This is a genomic window from Pseudomonas sp. TWR3-1-1 (assembly GCF_049896545.1).
GTDB classification, from domain to species: Bacteria; Pseudomonadota; Gammaproteobacteria; order Pseudomonadales; family Pseudomonadaceae; genus Aquipseudomonas; species Aquipseudomonas weihenstephanensis.
The window spans coordinates 430653-445401 of record NZ_JAFCUO010000001.1 but is presented as its reverse complement, the minus strand read 5'-3'; the positions used below and the strand labels follow the sequence as shown (position 1 = coordinate 445401).

General features: G+C 58.4%; 11 protein-coding genes. 3 read left to right on the top strand and 8 right to left on the bottom strand.

Annotation, left to right across the window (positions count from 1 at the left end; genetic code table 11):
- Positions 1 to 26 precede the first annotated feature (26 nt).
- The 5 genes from ACP7A4_RS02190 to treP form a co-directional block, all read right to left on the bottom strand.
- Positions 27 to 305 carry a PTS transporter subunit EIIB gene (locus ACP7A4_RS02190; protein WP_059764979.1) on the bottom strand — a complete coding sequence of 93 codons (279 nt, stop codon included), beginning with the start codon at positions 303 to 305 and terminating at the stop codon, positions 27 to 29.
- A gap of 2 nt (positions 306 to 307) precedes the next feature.
- Complete coding sequence (ptsP, locus tag ACP7A4_RS02185; protein ID WP_426245341.1) at positions 308 to 2824, bottom strand: phosphoenolpyruvate--protein phosphotransferase; 2517 nt, start codon at positions 2822 to 2824, stop codon at positions 308 to 310.
- A 59-nt stretch (positions 2825 to 2883) separates the two neighbouring features.
- Positions 2884 to 4107 carry a maltoporin gene (locus ACP7A4_RS02180; protein WP_059764982.1) on the bottom strand — a complete coding sequence of 408 codons (1224 nt, stop codon included), beginning with the start codon at positions 4105 to 4107 and terminating at the stop codon, positions 2884 to 2886.
- Between the two features lie 65 nt (positions 4108 to 4172).
- Complete coding sequence (gene treC / locus ACP7A4_RS02175) at positions 4173 to 5819, bottom strand: alpha,alpha-phosphotrehalase (protein ID WP_426245339.1); 1647 nt, start codon at positions 5817 to 5819, stop codon at positions 4173 to 4175.
- 41 nt (positions 5820 to 5860) lie between these two features.
- Positions 5861 to 7303: a PTS system trehalose-specific EIIBC component gene (gene treP, locus ACP7A4_RS02170; protein WP_203302317.1), complete on the bottom strand. Its 1443-nt coding sequence runs from the start codon at positions 7301 to 7303 to the stop codon at positions 5861 to 5863.
- A gap of 268 nt (positions 7304 to 7571) precedes the next feature.
- Here treP and treR point away from each other — a divergent pair, with 268 nt between their 5' ends.
- Positions 7572 to 8276 (top strand): trehalose operon repressor, encoded by a 705-nt coding sequence (gene treR / locus ACP7A4_RS02165; RefSeq protein WP_059764989.1) that lies wholly within the window; start codon positions 7572 to 7574, stop codon positions 8274 to 8276.
- Positions 8277 to 8373: 97 nt separating this feature from the next.
- Here the strand turns inward: treR and guaA are convergent, their stop codons facing one another.
- The 3 genes from guaA to ACP7A4_RS02150 all read right to left on the bottom strand — a co-directional run bounded on the left by guaA (position 8374) and on the right by ACP7A4_RS02150 (position 12355).
- The gene (gene guaA, locus ACP7A4_RS02160) at positions 8374 to 9951 is read right to left on the bottom strand and encodes a glutamine-hydrolyzing GMP synthase (RefSeq protein WP_059764991.1); all 1578 of its coding nucleotides are present in this window, start codon (positions 9949 to 9951) and stop codon (positions 8374 to 8376) included.
- 102 nt (positions 9952 to 10053) lie between these two features.
- Positions 10054 to 11523, bottom strand: coding sequence for an IMP dehydrogenase (gene guaB / locus ACP7A4_RS02155; RefSeq protein WP_059764994.1), 1470 nt, complete (start codon positions 11521 to 11523; stop codon positions 10054 to 10056).
- A 283-nt stretch (positions 11524 to 11806) separates the two neighbouring features.
- On the bottom strand, positions 11807 to 12355 hold the full coding sequence (locus ACP7A4_RS02150; RefSeq protein ID WP_048362618.1) for a hypothetical protein: 549 nt from the start codon (positions 12353 to 12355) through the stop codon (positions 11807 to 11809).
- A gap of 166 nt (positions 12356 to 12521) precedes the next feature.
- On the opposite strand from ACP7A4_RS02150, the gene xseA reads away from it, so the two are divergent.
- On the top strand, positions 12522 to 13901 hold the full coding sequence (xseA, locus tag ACP7A4_RS02145; RefSeq protein WP_426245335.1) for an exodeoxyribonuclease VII large subunit: 1380 nt from the start codon (positions 12522 to 12524) through the stop codon (positions 13899 to 13901).
- Positions 13902 to 13904: 3 nt separating this feature from the next.
- Entirely contained in the window at positions 13905 to 14729 is an 825-nt protein-coding gene (locus tag ACP7A4_RS02140) for a peptidoglycan DD-metalloendopeptidase family protein (protein ID WP_203302316.1), read from the top strand.
- Positions 14730 to 14749: the final 20 nt, after the last annotated feature.

Sequence of the window (14749 nt, the reverse complement as noted above, 5' to 3'; positions counted from 1 at the left end):
CCGAAGATCGCAGCCCGCGGCAGGGCCTAAGGTGTAAGCCCCACGAGCACATGCACCACGTTGTCTGCCAGCACCATGACCCCCGGCACGCCCGCCCTGTGCAGCGCTTTCGTGTCCAGCTTCGACCCGTCGCGCAACACCACGCGCACGCGGGTCAATGCCACTTTTTGTTCGGATTTGACGTTCACCGCGCCCCCCAAGCCTGCCAACGTGGCGTTGTTGAGTAACGAGGTGGCAACGCTCGTGTCCGGGAGCAAGTCCGGCGTCAGTGCTTTCCAAAACGCCTGATGCAATTTTGCAAACATGTTCAGTTCTCCAACACCAAGGATTGAGGCTGCAAAACAGCGCGTACTTGTTGCGCGCTTTCGAACCCCAGCACCTGCTCCGCCAAGGTGGTACAGGCATTGAAATCCAGCTCGCGCACTTGCGCCTTGATGGTCGGGATCAGCGGCACGCTCACCGACAGTTCATCCACACCAAGCCCCAGCAACACAGGCACCGCCTGCGGCTCGGACGCTAAAGCCCCACACACGCCCACCCATTTGCCATGTGCATGCGCAGCCTTGACGGTGTGGGCGATCAGGCGCAGCACTGCCGGGTGCAGGCTGTCGGCCTGGCTGGCCAGACGCGGGTGATCGCGGTCCATCGCCAAGGTGTATTGGGTCAGGTCATTGGTGCCAATCGAAAAGAAGTCCACGTGGGGCGCGAACACGTCGGCCATCAACGCCGCCGCAGGCACTTCGATCATGATGCCCAGTTTGGGCAGTTGGACCAGACCCGCTCGCTGCGCTTCGTCTTGCAGCACACGGCGGGCTTCGTGCAGTTCGGACACATGAGTGACCATCGGCAACATGATATGCAGGCGCGCCAGATCAGCACTGGCCAATATTGCGCGCAATTGGTCACGCAACAGTTCAGGTCGCTCCAGGCACAGGCGAATGCCACGCATGCCCAGAAACGGATTGGTCTCATGCGCCATCGGCACGTAGGTCAGCGGTTTATCGCCACCCACGTCCAGCGTGCGTACTACCAAATTATGCTCAGGCCCCACCGCGTCAGCGATAGCCCTATAGGTGGCCACTTGCTCCTCGTGCGTGGGCGCGCTGTTGCGCTCCAGATACAAGAATTCCGAACGTAACAGCCCGACCCCTTGAGCCCCCAGGGTCATGGCTTGTTCAGCTTCTGCCTGCGAGGCGATATTGGCCGTGATTTCTATGGTGTGCCCGTCGCGGGTGCAGGCGGCCAGCGATGCGTGCTGCACATCTTGCTGACGACGTTGTTGAAGCTGAACGCGCTGAACCTCCAGCCGCTCGACCAAGGCGTCATCAGGTTGCAAGTGCAACTCGCCTGCGTCGGCATTGAGCAAAACCGGCGTGCCATTGGCCAGTGTCAGCACCTGCGGGGCAACTCCACACAGAGCGGGCAAGCCCAGAGCGCGGGCCAAAATGGCAACGTGACTGGTGGCTCCACCGCCCACCGTGGCAAAGCCCACAACTTTGCGGGTGTCCAATGCCGCCGTCTGTGAGGGGGTCAATTGCTCGGCAATCAAAATCGCATGCTGGGGCAAGACCTGCGTGTTGTCATGCACGCCGAGGATCAGCTTGAGCACCCGCTGGCCGACATCGTCAAGGTCAAGTGCGCGCTCAGCCAGCAGCTGGCCGCCCAAACTCTTGAACAAGGTTGACGTGGTCTCAGTGGCGCTGCGCCAGGCATGGCCTGCGCTCTTGCCTGCATCAATCAGTTCGTCGGCATGCTCCAGCAGACTCGGGTCTTGCAGTAGCGCCTGATGTGCTTTGAAAATATCGCCCTGAGCAGTGTTCGAGGCGTTGTCGCGCAGCGTCTGTAACTGGCTGTCTGCCTGCGCTAAAGCGTCTTGTAAACAGGCCCGTTCATGCGGCGCATCGGTGGCGTTTTCGACCACCTCCAGCGTACACGCCGCCACTTGTACCACATGCCCAAACGCCGCGCCCGCAGACGCACACACACCGCGCAGCACATCCGAAACGGGCTGCAGGACGAGGGGTTCGGGCTGTGGCGCGAGCGTTGCGCTCGTTACAGATTCACCACAACCGCTGGCCAACACGTGTGACAAGGTCGTGATCGCCGCCTGCGCGTCATGGCCCGCCGCACTCAGGTGCACACTGTCGCCATATTTCGTCTGCAACGCCATGATCGCCACCAATGACTTGGCGTTCGCTGTCTCGTGCTGTCGGTGCAGATAAATGACTGAATCAAAGCTTTTCGCAGCCTGCGCCAAAACGCCAGCCGGACGCGCGTGCAGGCCATTAGGGTTAGCCAGTAACTGAGCCGCTGAGTGCAACGCTTCGCCGCCTTGAACCTCAGGCTTCACGTCCAGCTCGCGCGGGCGTACCAGCAACAGCGGTTGGCCGCTCTCAACCACGCCTTGGTCTGCATCCAGCGCGACAAAACCATCGCCACTGATCACCAGCATTAACGTCAATAGACTGCGGGCCTTGAGGGCCAGGTAATCGGCATCAAACTCAATCAAGGGTTGCCCGGCCTCGACCCGCTGACCCTCGATCACCAGGGCACTAAAGCCTGCGCCGCCGAGGTTTACAGTGTCGAGGCCGATGTGCAGCAGCACTTGCACACCTGTGGCATGGGTGATGCTGAGCGCATGACCGGTGTGTTGCCGATTACTGACCACCCCCGCCAGTGGTGCACACAACACCTGCGAGGTGGGATCAATGCAAACGCCGTCACCCATCAGGCGACTGGAGAACACCGGGTCCGGGACATCATCAAGCGCCAGCAGCACGCCAGCCAATGGCGCCAGCAGTTCCAGTTGTGGGGATATGGCCATGAACTCACCTACAGTTGATTCGGTATATGCCGATGGAGCGCAAGCCCCGACAGCGTCGCTTATTTCCACCAGTACTCGACTTGCACACCCATGTTTGACCCGTGCCGCGCATTGCCAAAAGCGCCGCTGTCCGACAACGCCGAACCTGCATCCAACTGATTAGCGGCACGTTGCGCGGCTTTGTTCCAACTGGCGTAGGTGTAATACAAACGGATTTCCGGGCGTTCCCAAAAACCGGGGCCTTTAGGCGACCAGGTGGGCGCGAAAGTGAACTTGCTTAATGTGCGCGTGCCATCCTTTGCCCTGACCTGATCGTGCCCCAGCTCAGTGACCAGTTTGAATTGCTCACTGATGGCATAAGCAGGCCGTACCCCCAGAGACATCCACTCCTGATTGCCACCGTGCGGGCGAAAATCCTTTTGATAGACCGCTTCGACCTGGCCACCGAAACGCGGGGTCACTTGCCAGTCAAAGAACTCGACGATGCGGTAACGCTTGCTGCTGTTGTCCAGTTTGGTGTTGCCGGTGTAGCCCAAGCCTGTGCCGGAACCTTCGCCGTACTGCACGGCAAATTTGTTCTGCCCGCCTAAAAAGGCGCTTTGCACATGCTGCGCAGTGATCGCCCAACCACTGTGGGCGTCAGTGCGCTGAGGCTTGTCGAGGTAGGTCAAACCAAATTCCAGCGCCCCGTCGGGGTTGGTGTTGAACCCTGCAACGTTGAAATCGTGGCGCGTCACGTAGTCTTCCTGATACAGGCTGTCTTTGCGTGACAGGGCGTAGCTGTATTTGAGGCCGCCGATCAGCACGTCTTCAATCCCGCCGCCCGTGGCGCTCTGGTTCCAGTAGTAGAAATCAGAAATGTGGATGTCGTTACGTTTGTAGTAACGCCGTCCGGCCCACAGCGAACCACCGTTAAGGCTCGGCACGTTGGACCATTGCGCGTATAGCTGGGGCATGCGCACCGAGCCGTTGTCGCCCTGAAAGGTCAGTTGGCGGTTGTACTGGTTGTAGAAAGAGGCCATGCCATCGACGCTGAGCACCGAACCGTCATCGAGGGTGTAGAGGTCCTGGCGCAACTCCAGTTCAGCGTATTGTTCACATTCGTTGCCCAGCCGGTATTTGGACTCGGCGCCCGGCAGTTTGAAGCACGATTGCTTGCCCCCGTTGAGCGAATTGCCCACGCCACTGCGCAAGTAACCCGAGAACTCCAGGGCCTGCGCTGGCAGCGGTGCCAGCAGGCATAAACAGGTGGTGAAAATGCGGCGGTTGAGTGCTGTGTTCATAAAGACAACCTTTCTTATTTTTATGGGGCAGAGCCGTTAAACACCCTCTCCTTCAGCGGGGTGTTTCAATGTTTGAGGTGCAAGACGAACGATTCATAGGGTCTCAGCCGGATGCTGCGCGTTCGCGGCGAACAGTCGGCGTAGTTGCTGATCACTACCCGCTGGGTCATGCCTTGGCTGATGACGTGCTCGGGCAGTTCAAGCTCACAGGCGCTGCCATAAAAATTGTTAAGCACCAACAAACGCTCGTTGTCGCCTTGGCGCAGGTACGCCCAGACCTGCGGGTGGTCGATCAGCAGCGCGTGATAGTGGCCGTGTTGCAACAGCGGTTCGGCACGGCGCAAGGCAATCAACTGACGGTAGTGATGCAGCACCGAAGCCGGGTCATTCACTTGGTCTTCAACGTTGATCAATGACGCGTTATCAGGAAGCCCGATCCAGGGTTGCGTCGTGCTGAAACCCGCGTTCGGCAGATGATTCCACTGCATGGGCGTGCGGCTGTTGTCCCGCGACTTTTGCATGATGGCGGCCATGCAATCAGGTTCAGACTCACCCGCCTCACGCTTGAGGCGATAGATATTCAAGGTCTCGACATCGCGGTATTGCTCGATGCGTTCGAAGCCCGGATTGGTCATGCCAATTTCTTCACCCTGATACACATACGGCGTGCCTTGCAGGCAGTGCAGCGCGGTGGCGAGCATCTTGGCCGAGACCACGCGATACTCGCCGTCATTGCCAAACCGAGACACGGCACGCGGTTGGTCGTGGTTACACCAAAACAGGGCATTCCAGCCGCCACCCGCTTGCATCCCTACTTGCCAGTCAGAAAAGATCCGTTTGAGCTCAAGGAAATCGAAGTCGGCGCGCACCCACTTCTGCATGTTCGGGTAGTCCACTTTCAAGTGATGAAAGTTGAAGGTCATCGACAGTTCATTGCACTCGGGGTTGGAGTAACGAATGCAATGTTCAAGAGAGGTGGAGGACATTTCACCGACGCTGACCAGATCGTGGCCGGCAAACACTTCGCGGTGCATCTCTTGCAGGTAGGTATGCACGTTTGGTCCGTCGGTATAGAACCGGCGGCCATCGCTGTCGTCTTGCGGGAAGTGAGCGGGCTTGGAAATCAGATTGATCACATCAAGACGGAAACCGCCTACACCTTTGTCGCGCCAAAAACCCATCAGTTTGTAGACTTCGGCCCGCACCTTCGGGTTGTCCCAATTGAGGTCGGCCTGGGTGTGATCAAACAGATGCAAATAGTATTGGCCGGTTTGGGCCTCGTACTCCCACGCCGAGCCGCCGAACTTGGATTGCCAGTTATTGGGCTGGTCGCGCCAGATGTAAAAGTCGCGGTACGGGTTGTCGAGGCTGCTACGCGCCTGCACGAACCATTCATGTTCGATCGAGGTGTGGTTGACCACAATGTCGAGCATCAACTTGATGCCTCGGGCGCGGGCTTCGCCGATCAGCAACTCGCAATCGGCCATGCTGCCGTAGCTCGGGTCAATGGCGTAGTAATCACTGATGTCATAGCCATTGTCGCGTTGCGGTGAACGCAGAAAGGGCGTCAGCCACAGGTAGTCAACGCCCAGCCATTGCAGGTAATCAAGCTTGTCGACCACCCCCAGCAAGTCCCCGGTGGCATTGCCCGCGTGGCTGTGAAAACTTTTTGGGTAGATCTGATAGATCACCGAACGCTGCCAGTCTTGCATGGGGGTTCCTTCAATAAATTTTTAACGCGCGGGGCAGTGAATCAGGCCACGCGAAAGCCTGGCCGGATGATTTTCAGGCTCAAGGCACAGGTCAAAACGAACGGCACCGCGATGGCCACCAGCATCCCGATCACGAACATCGGGATGTACTGGGGAATGATCGAGATGAAACCGGGCAAGCCGCCGACACCAATGGCCGAGGCCTGGACTTTGTTCAGCGACAGGAAAATGCTGCCCAGCGCCGACCCCGCCAACGCGGCGTAAAACGGGAATTTGTAGCGCAGGTTGATACCGAACATGGCCGGTTCTGTGATGCCAAAGTAGGCAGACACCGCCGAGGTGGACGCCATGCTGCGTTCACGCACATTGCGGCTCATATAAAACACGCCGAGCGCAGCGCTGCCCTGCGCCAGATTGGACATCACGATCATCGGCCAGATGAACGTGCCGCCCTGTGTGGCAATAAGTTGCAAGTCAACGGCGAGGAACATGTGATGCATACCGGTGATCACCAGCGGTGCGTAAAGCAGGCCAAAGATTAAGCCGCCGAGCACCGGTGCCAGATCAAACAGCATGACCACGCCTTCGGTAATCAGAATACCCAGATGCCGGGTCACAGGCCCGATGATGGCCAGCGCCAACACGCCCGTCACCACGATCGTGGTGATCGGCACCACCAGCAGTTGAATGGCATTGGGCACCCGGGCACGCAGCCATTTTTCAATCACGCTCATCACGTAGGCCGCTAGCAGGATCGGCAGGATTTGCCCTTGGTAACCGACTTTTTCGATCTGAAACAGGCCCAGGATGTCGAAATAAGGCAGGCTTTGGCCGTCCAGCCCGGCAACGGCCTTGCCGTAGTTCCAGGCATTGAGCAGGTCGGGGTGAACCAGCATCAGGCCCAGCACAATGCCGAGGATTTCACTGCCGCCAAAGCGCTTGGCCGCCGACCAGCCGACCAGCGCCGGCAGGAATACAAACGAGGTGTTGGCCATCAGGTTGATCAGGCTCCACACGCCGTCGAGCGAGGGGTAGGCGTCGAGCAACGTTTTGTCGGCGATGAACATGCCTTTGGCGCCAAGCAGGTTGTTCACCCCCATCAGCAGGCCCGCGATGATCAGCGCTGGCAGAATGGGCATGAACACATCAGAGAACACGCGCACCAGCCGCTGCATGGCGTTGGCCTTGTCGGCGCCCTTCTGTTTGACATCCGCGATGGTGGAGGCCGCCAGCCCGGTTTGCTCGCGCAAAGCGGCGTAAACCTTTTCAACCTCTCCGGGACCAATCACCACCTGATACAGACCGCCGGTAAAGAAGGAACCTTTGACCAAGTCGATCTGATTGAGCGTGGCGCTGTCGACCAGAGCAGGATCTTTTAACGCCAGGCGCAGACGTGTCACACAATGGGCAGCCTGCTCAAGGTTTTCGGCCCCCCCGAGGCTGTGCAACAACTGGCTGGCGATCGATGAGTAATCGTGACTCATGCTGGATGTCCTGTTTGGAATTCTTGTTATTGAGCGTCACCCGTGCAGCGCGCTAAAACGCAAGCTACTCGTCTGTACCAGTTAAATCAACAACTGGTACAGACGAGTTGGTTTTTTTTATGGACATGTCGATGGGGTCAAATAAATTGACAGTAAGACCAATCCTCAGGCATCGCCTGAAAAGGCGTAAGACTCTATGGGACTTGCACTGCCTGCACCCTGCCCTTAAGGTTCGGCCCTTAAGCCACCACGGCAAAGAAACTTCTTCATGACTAAATACAACCAGATCTATACGGATCTGCTTGCCAGCATCACCGCCGAACGCTTGCAGCGCGGTGCGCGCTTGCCGTCCGAGGCCGAGTTGATGGCCGCCTATGACGCCAGCCGCGGCACAGTGCGCAAGGCCATCGAGCAGCTGCAAGAGCGCGGCTTTGCGCAAAAGGTGCATGGCAAAGGGACGTTTGTACTGTCATCCAGCCCGATTGAGTTTCAGTTGGGCGGCATCGTCAGCTTTCAGGAAACCTGGCCGCGACTGGGCAACGACGTGAGTACCCACGTGGTCGAATGCGTGCAGTTCCCGCTCGAAGGTGCGCTGTGCGAGCATATCGACGCCCCGCCAGGCAGCTCGATCACTCGCATCAAACGGGTAAGGCGTATTGATGGCAAGCGCGTGATTCTGGACATCAACCACTTTGTGAATGCGTTGATTCCAGGGCTGAACGAGGACATTGCACAGCATTCGATTTACGCCTATATCGAGCAAACGCTGAACCTGTACATCAGCTACGCCCAGCGCACCATTGAAGCCGTGCCGCGCAGTAAAGATGATCAGCAACACCTGGATCTGGGCGATCAAAGCCATGTCATTGTGGTCAGCAACCAGACGTTCTTGCAGGACGGGCGGCAGTTTGAGTACACCGAGTCGCGGCACACACTGGACAAGTTCTATTTTTCTGACGTGGCACGGCGCTGAAACAGCGCCACTCCTGCACGTCAGATAAAAACAAAAAAGGCGGTCAACACTGGGTGTTGACCGCCTTTTTTAGTTTGAACCGGTTACCCGGCCAGACTTATTCCCACTCAATCGTTGCCGGTGGCTTGCTCGACACGTCATACGTAACGCGGGAGATGCCTTCGATTTCGTTGATGATGCGCCCGCTCACGGTTTCAAGCAGTTCGTAGGGCAGGTGTGCCCAACGCGCAGTCATGAAGTCGATGGTTTCTACGGCACGCAGGGCCACAACCCATGCGTAACGACGGCCATCGCCAACAACGCCCACCGATTTCACCGGCTGGAACACTACGAACGCCTGGCTGACTTTGTGATACCAGTCGGCCTTGCGCAGTTCTTCGATGAAGATGTGGTCAGCGCGACGCAGGATGTCGGCGTATTCCTTTTTCACTTCACCCAGGATGCGCACGCCCAGACCCGGGCCCGGGAACGGATGACGGTAGACCATGTCGTACGGCAGGCCCAGTTCCAGACCCAGACGACGGACTTCGTCCTTGAACAGCTCGCGCAGTGGTTCTACCAGCTTGAGGTTCATTTCATCCGGCAGGCCGCCCACGTTGTGGTGCGACTTGATGACGTGTGCCTTGCCGCTTTTAGCGCCAGCCGACTCGATTACGTCCGGGTAGATGGTGCCTTGCGCCAGGTACTTGATGTTGTCCAGCTTGCAGGATTCGGCATCGAACACGTCGATGAAGGTACGGCCGATGATCTTGCGCTTCTTCTCCGGGTCGCTTTCACCCGCCAGGTTGCTCAGGAACTGATCGGCCGCGTTGGCGCGGATCACTTTGACACCCATGTTCTCGGCGAACATGGCCATCACCTGCTCACCTTCGTGCAAGCGCAACAGGCCGTTGTCGACGAATACGCAGGTCAACTGATCGCCGATGGCTTTGTGCAGCAAGGCTGCTACCACCGAGGAGTCAACGCCGCCGGACAGACCCAGCAATACATTGTCAGTGCCGACCTGGGCGCGGATGTTGGCAATGGCGTCTTCAGCGATTTTCGACGGTGTCCACAGCGCTTCACAGCCGCAGATGTCGAGAATGAAGCGCGACAGGATGCGACCGCCTTGCTTGGTGTGGGTCACTTCCGGGTGGAACTGCACGCCGTAGTAGCCGCGCTCGTCGTTGTACATGCCGGCAATCGGGCAGCTCGGGGTGCTGGCCAGAATGTGGAAGTCGGATGGCATTTTGGTGACCTTGTCACCGTGGCTCATCCACACGTCGAGGCCAAACAGGCCATCCGCGTCGATGTGGTCTTCGATGCCGTCGAGCAGGCGGCTTTTGCCGACCACGTCTACGCGGGCATAACCAAACTCTCGCAGCTCAGAGCCTTCGACCTTGCCACCCAGCTGTTCAGCCATGGTTTGCATGCCGTAGCAGATACCGAAAACCGGTACGCCAAGGTCAAAAACGGCTTGTGGCGCGCGCGGGCTGTCGGCTTCGTGAACCGATTCCGGGCCACCGGCCAGGATGATGCCTTTAGGGGCGAATTCGCGGATCGCGGCGTCGTCCATGTCGAACGGGTGCAGCTCGCAGTAAACACCGATCTCACGCACGCGACGGGCGATCAGTTGGGTGTACTGGGAACCGAAGTCCAGGATCAGGATGCGGTGAGCGTGAATGTCGAGGGCCATGACAAAATCTCGATTAATTTCAGAAACGACACGGGGCTGAATCAAACAGCCCCGGTGACTTAATTCGTATCGCACCCCGAACTGGCCGGGGCGCGATCACTATCAACCTACGCGATAGTTAGGTGCTTCTTTGGTGATTTGTACGTCGTGGACGTGGGATTCAGCCATCCCAGCGCCGGTGATCCGCACGAACTCGGGTTTGGTGCGCATTTGTTCGATGTCGGCACAGCCGGTGTAACCCATCGAAGAACGCAGACCGCCCATCAGTTGGTGAATGATTGCCGACAGCGAGCCTTTGTACGCCACACGGCCTTCGATACCTTCCGGTACCAGCTTCTCGGCACCTGCGGAGGAGTCCTGGAAATAACGGTCGGAAGAACCCTGGGATTGCGACATCGCACCCAGCGAACCCATGCCGCGATAAGCCTTGTACGAACGGCCCTGATACAGCTCGATTTCACCCGGTGCTTCTTCAGTACCGGCAAACATCGAACCCATCATCACGCAGGAAGCGCCAGCGACGATGGCCTTGGACAGATCACCCGAGAAACGAATGCCGCCGTCAGCGATCAAGGGTACGCCGGTGCCTTCAAGGGCAGCGGCCACATTGGCAATCGCGCTGATTTGCGGAACGCCAACGCCAGCCACGATACGCGTGGTGCAGATCGAGCCTGGGCCGATACCGACTTTAACTGCGTCTGCGCCTGCTTCGGCCAAGGCCAGAGCCGCGGCGCCGGTGGCGATGTTGCCGCCAATCACCTGCACTTGCGGGAAATTTTGTTTAACCCAACGTACGCGGTCGATCACGCCTTTGGAGTGACCGTGAGCGGTGTCGACCACCACCACATCAACGCCAGCCGCCACGAGGGCCGCGACGCGATCAGCAGTGTCTTTACCCGTGCCGACCGCTGCGCCTACACGCAGACGACCCTGATCGTCCTTGCTGGCCAATGGGTAAGCCTTGGCTTTTTCGATGTCGTTAACGGTCATCATGCCTTTGAGGGCAAATTTGTCGTCAACGATCAAAACACGCTCGATGCGGTGTTTGTGCAACAGCTCGCGGGCTTCTTCTTTGTCCGCGCCTTCCATGACCGTCACCAAACGCTCTTTAGGCGTCATGACGTCACGAACGGAGGCTTCAAGGCGGTTTTCAAAGCGCACGTCGCGGGACGTCACGATGCCGACCAGGTCGCCATTTTGCAGCACCGGAACACCGGAGATATTGTGCTGGCGAGTCAGTTCGAGCAGTTCACGTACGGTGGCATCGGCCTCGATGGTGATGGGTTCTTTAACCACACCAGCCTCGAAACGCTTGACCTTGCGCACTTCGTGAGCTTGCTGCTCGATGGTCATGTTCTTGTGGATGATACCGATACCGCCTTCCTGAGCCATGGCGATAGCCAGACGGGCTTCAGTTACGGTGTCCATTGCAGCGGAAACCAGCGGAATATTCAGTTCAATGCCACGGGTCAAACGAGTCTTTAGACTGACTTCGTTCGGAAGAACCTCGGAATAACCGGGGACGAGAAGGATGTCATCGAAGGTGAGTGCTTCTTGGCTGATACGCAGCATCGCTGGGGCTCCCGAGCGGGAAAATGGAAGCGCGCCATTGTACTTAAAACACCTGTGCGGCTCAACGGAAACCTTTAGAGAGTTTTGCGCTAAGGGCCATGATTTATTGACTTCGAAGGCAGAAATCGATCCGTAGCGGCTGCTGAAGGCCGCGTCCGGCGGTGAAGCGGTCGCAAGGTCAGGCTACTGCGTTACGTCAGGTAAAAACGGGATTCCGGTTTTACGACGGCGTCGCCCCCGCACGCAGCCGCGCAGGCTCGGCAGCGGCTACGCAATCCGGGGGTCACAGTTCGACTTTCACCCACGCCACCGGCTGATCAAGCCAGTCGGCAAACTCATCGAGGAAGCTTTGCTTGAACCCCGCCTCGGCCCAGTTATTGAAGATGAAACCCAGGTTGGAAAACGCGCACGGCTGCAAAAACAAAAAACCGTTGATGTCATCTTCATGGGCGCAGAGCGGGCAGGTGAAGTTATCTGTTCGCCCCGGCATCCAGTCTTCAAGGCTTTCGAACAGTGCTTCGCCAACTTCTTTGCGGCACTCGGCACAACCGGCCTCTTCCAGAAAGCCCTTGGCCGGGGTGTAAATGCAGCGCTTGGTAATGATCTCCAACCCGTTGATCGCCTCACCAAAGGGCAAGGCTTCAGGGTGCAACACCACGCTCGCAGCCCCCGGCGCAATGGCATAAGCCATGCCATTGCCGGTGCGGCCGCAGGTCGTGAGTTCTGCTTCAATGATGTTTTTGCGCACCAGCCAGCGCACGATGGCACGGGCGCGGGGCTCATGCACCGCCAAGGTGGAAATTTTAGGCACGATGATGCTTTGCGAATTCATGGGATACGGCACATATAAGAACAAACCTAAAGGTGTAGTCGCGGTTGCATGCGAGCTTTTTCAGAGCGCGCAGCTTAAAGCCTGATCCCCCAAGGGCCTACTCTTTAGTGCACGCGCCTTAACCCGACAGGTGCAGTGATCAGCATCCGCCCTTATGATGGCCCTCATGATTAAAGACCCTTTTGCAAGACTCAACCTGGACCGCGAAGTCCTGACTGTCAGCCAGCTCAACGGCCGTGCGCGGGTGTTGCTCGAAGACGTGTTCAGCAATATCTGGGTTGAAGGTGAAATTTCCAACCTCGCCCGCCCGGCGTCTGGCCACGTCTACTTCACCCTCAAGGACAGCGGCGCTCAAGTACGTTGCGCGCTGTTTCGCAACAACGCCGCACGGGTGCGCCAAGCGCTGAAAGACGGCCTGGCGGTAAAAGTACGTGGCAAGGTGTCGTTATTTGAAGGCCGTGGCGACTATCAACTGATCCTCGATACTGTCGAACCCGCAGGCGAGGGGGCGCTGCGTCTGGCCTTCGATGCACTCAAAGAAAAGCTCAGCGCTGAAGGGCTGTTCAGTGCCGAACGCAAGGTGGCCCTGCCCGCTCATCCGCAGCGCATTGGTATTGTCAGCTCGCCCACGGGCGCGGTTATTCGCGACATCATCAGCGTGTTTCGCCGCCGTGCACCGCACATCGAGCTGACGCTGATCCCTACTGCCGTGCAAGGCCGTGAAGCCACCGCGCAAATCGTGCGCGCACTGAAACTCGCCGATGCGCGCGGCTTTGATGCGCTGATCCTGGCCCGGGGCGGTGGCTCGCTGGAAGACCTGTGGTGCTTTAACGAAGAAGCCGTGGCCCGCGCCATTGACGCCTGCGTGACCCCTGTCGTGAGTGCCGTCGGCCACGAAACCGACGTTTCGATCAGTGATTTTGTGGCCGATGTACGCGCGCCCACCCCCTCCGCCGCCGCCGAGTTGCTGGCTCCGGACACCCGGGACTTGCAGCACCGCATCGACAACCTGCATCGCCGCCTGGTGATGCGCATGCGCGACCGTTTAATGCGTGATCGCTTGCGCCTGGACGGCCTGGCGCGTCGTTTACGCCACCCCGGCGAACGTTTGCGCCAGCAAGCACAACGGCTGGATGACCTGGACATGCGCCTGCGCCGCGCGTTCGAGCGCAATCTCAATACCCGTCGCGAGCGTTTGATTCGCCTCCAAACCCGTCTGGCCGGTCAGCATCCGGGGCGCCAATTGGCGCTCTTACGCCAGCGTCTGGACAGCCTGGCCGAGCGCTTGCCACGCGCCATGCGCGAAGGGCTCAAGGCCCGTCGTTTGCAATTGCAAAGCCAGATGCAAACCCTGCATGTGGTCAGCCCGCTGGCCACGCTGGGGCGCGGTTACAGCATCTTGCTCGACGAGCGCGGCAATGCCATTCGCAGTGCCGGGCAAACCCATAACGGCCAACGCTTGAAGGCCAAACTGGGTGAAGGCGAGTTACACGTGCGCGTTGAAGATAACCACCTCACGCCTGTCACCCTTTCATTACTGGATTGATCAATGCTGCGTTTTGCCTCTGCTGTTTTGTTGTTGTGCCTGACCGTCAATGCGAACGCGGCTGACAGTTACATCACCCGATTACTGAACAAACCTGTGCCGGGGGGCGTTGCCGTGATCGAGCTGGGCAAAGGTGCGCAAGCCCCCAAAGCCACCTATCAAGGCAAGCCGGTATTGGTGGTCAAAGAACAAGACACATGGCGTGCCATTGTCGGCATCCCGCTGACGGTAAAACCCGGCACTCAGCTCATCAGTTCGGCCGGGCGCGACCTGAGCTTCACAGTGGGCTACAAAAAATACCCCGAGCAACGCATCACGCTGAAGAACAAGCGCCAGGTCAATCCGAACCCGGCGGATATCAAGCGCATCGACAATGAACTGGCGATTCAGATCAAGGCGTATCGCACGTTCAGCCCCAACACCCCGAGCAACCTGCTGTTGGACAAACCGGTCAACGGACCGTTGTCGAGCAAGTTTGGTGTGCGCCGATTCTTCAACGGCGAAGAACGCAACCCGCACGCAGGCCTCGACTTTGCAGTGCCAGCCGGCACGCCGATCAAAACGCCAGCAGCCGGCAAAGTGATTTTGATCGGCAATTACTTCTTCAACGGCAACACCGTGTTTGTCGACCACGGCCAAGGCTTCATCAGCATGTTTTGTCACATGTCCAAGATCGACACCCAGGTTGGCCAGCAACTGGCCCGTGGTGAGGTGGTAGGTAAAGTGGGTTCAACCGGTCGCGCCACAGGGCCGCACATGCACTGGAACGTCAGCCTGAATGATGCACGCGTAGACCCGGCCATCTTTATTGGGGCTTTCCAGCCGTAACCATTCGGCAGCTCTTGAGC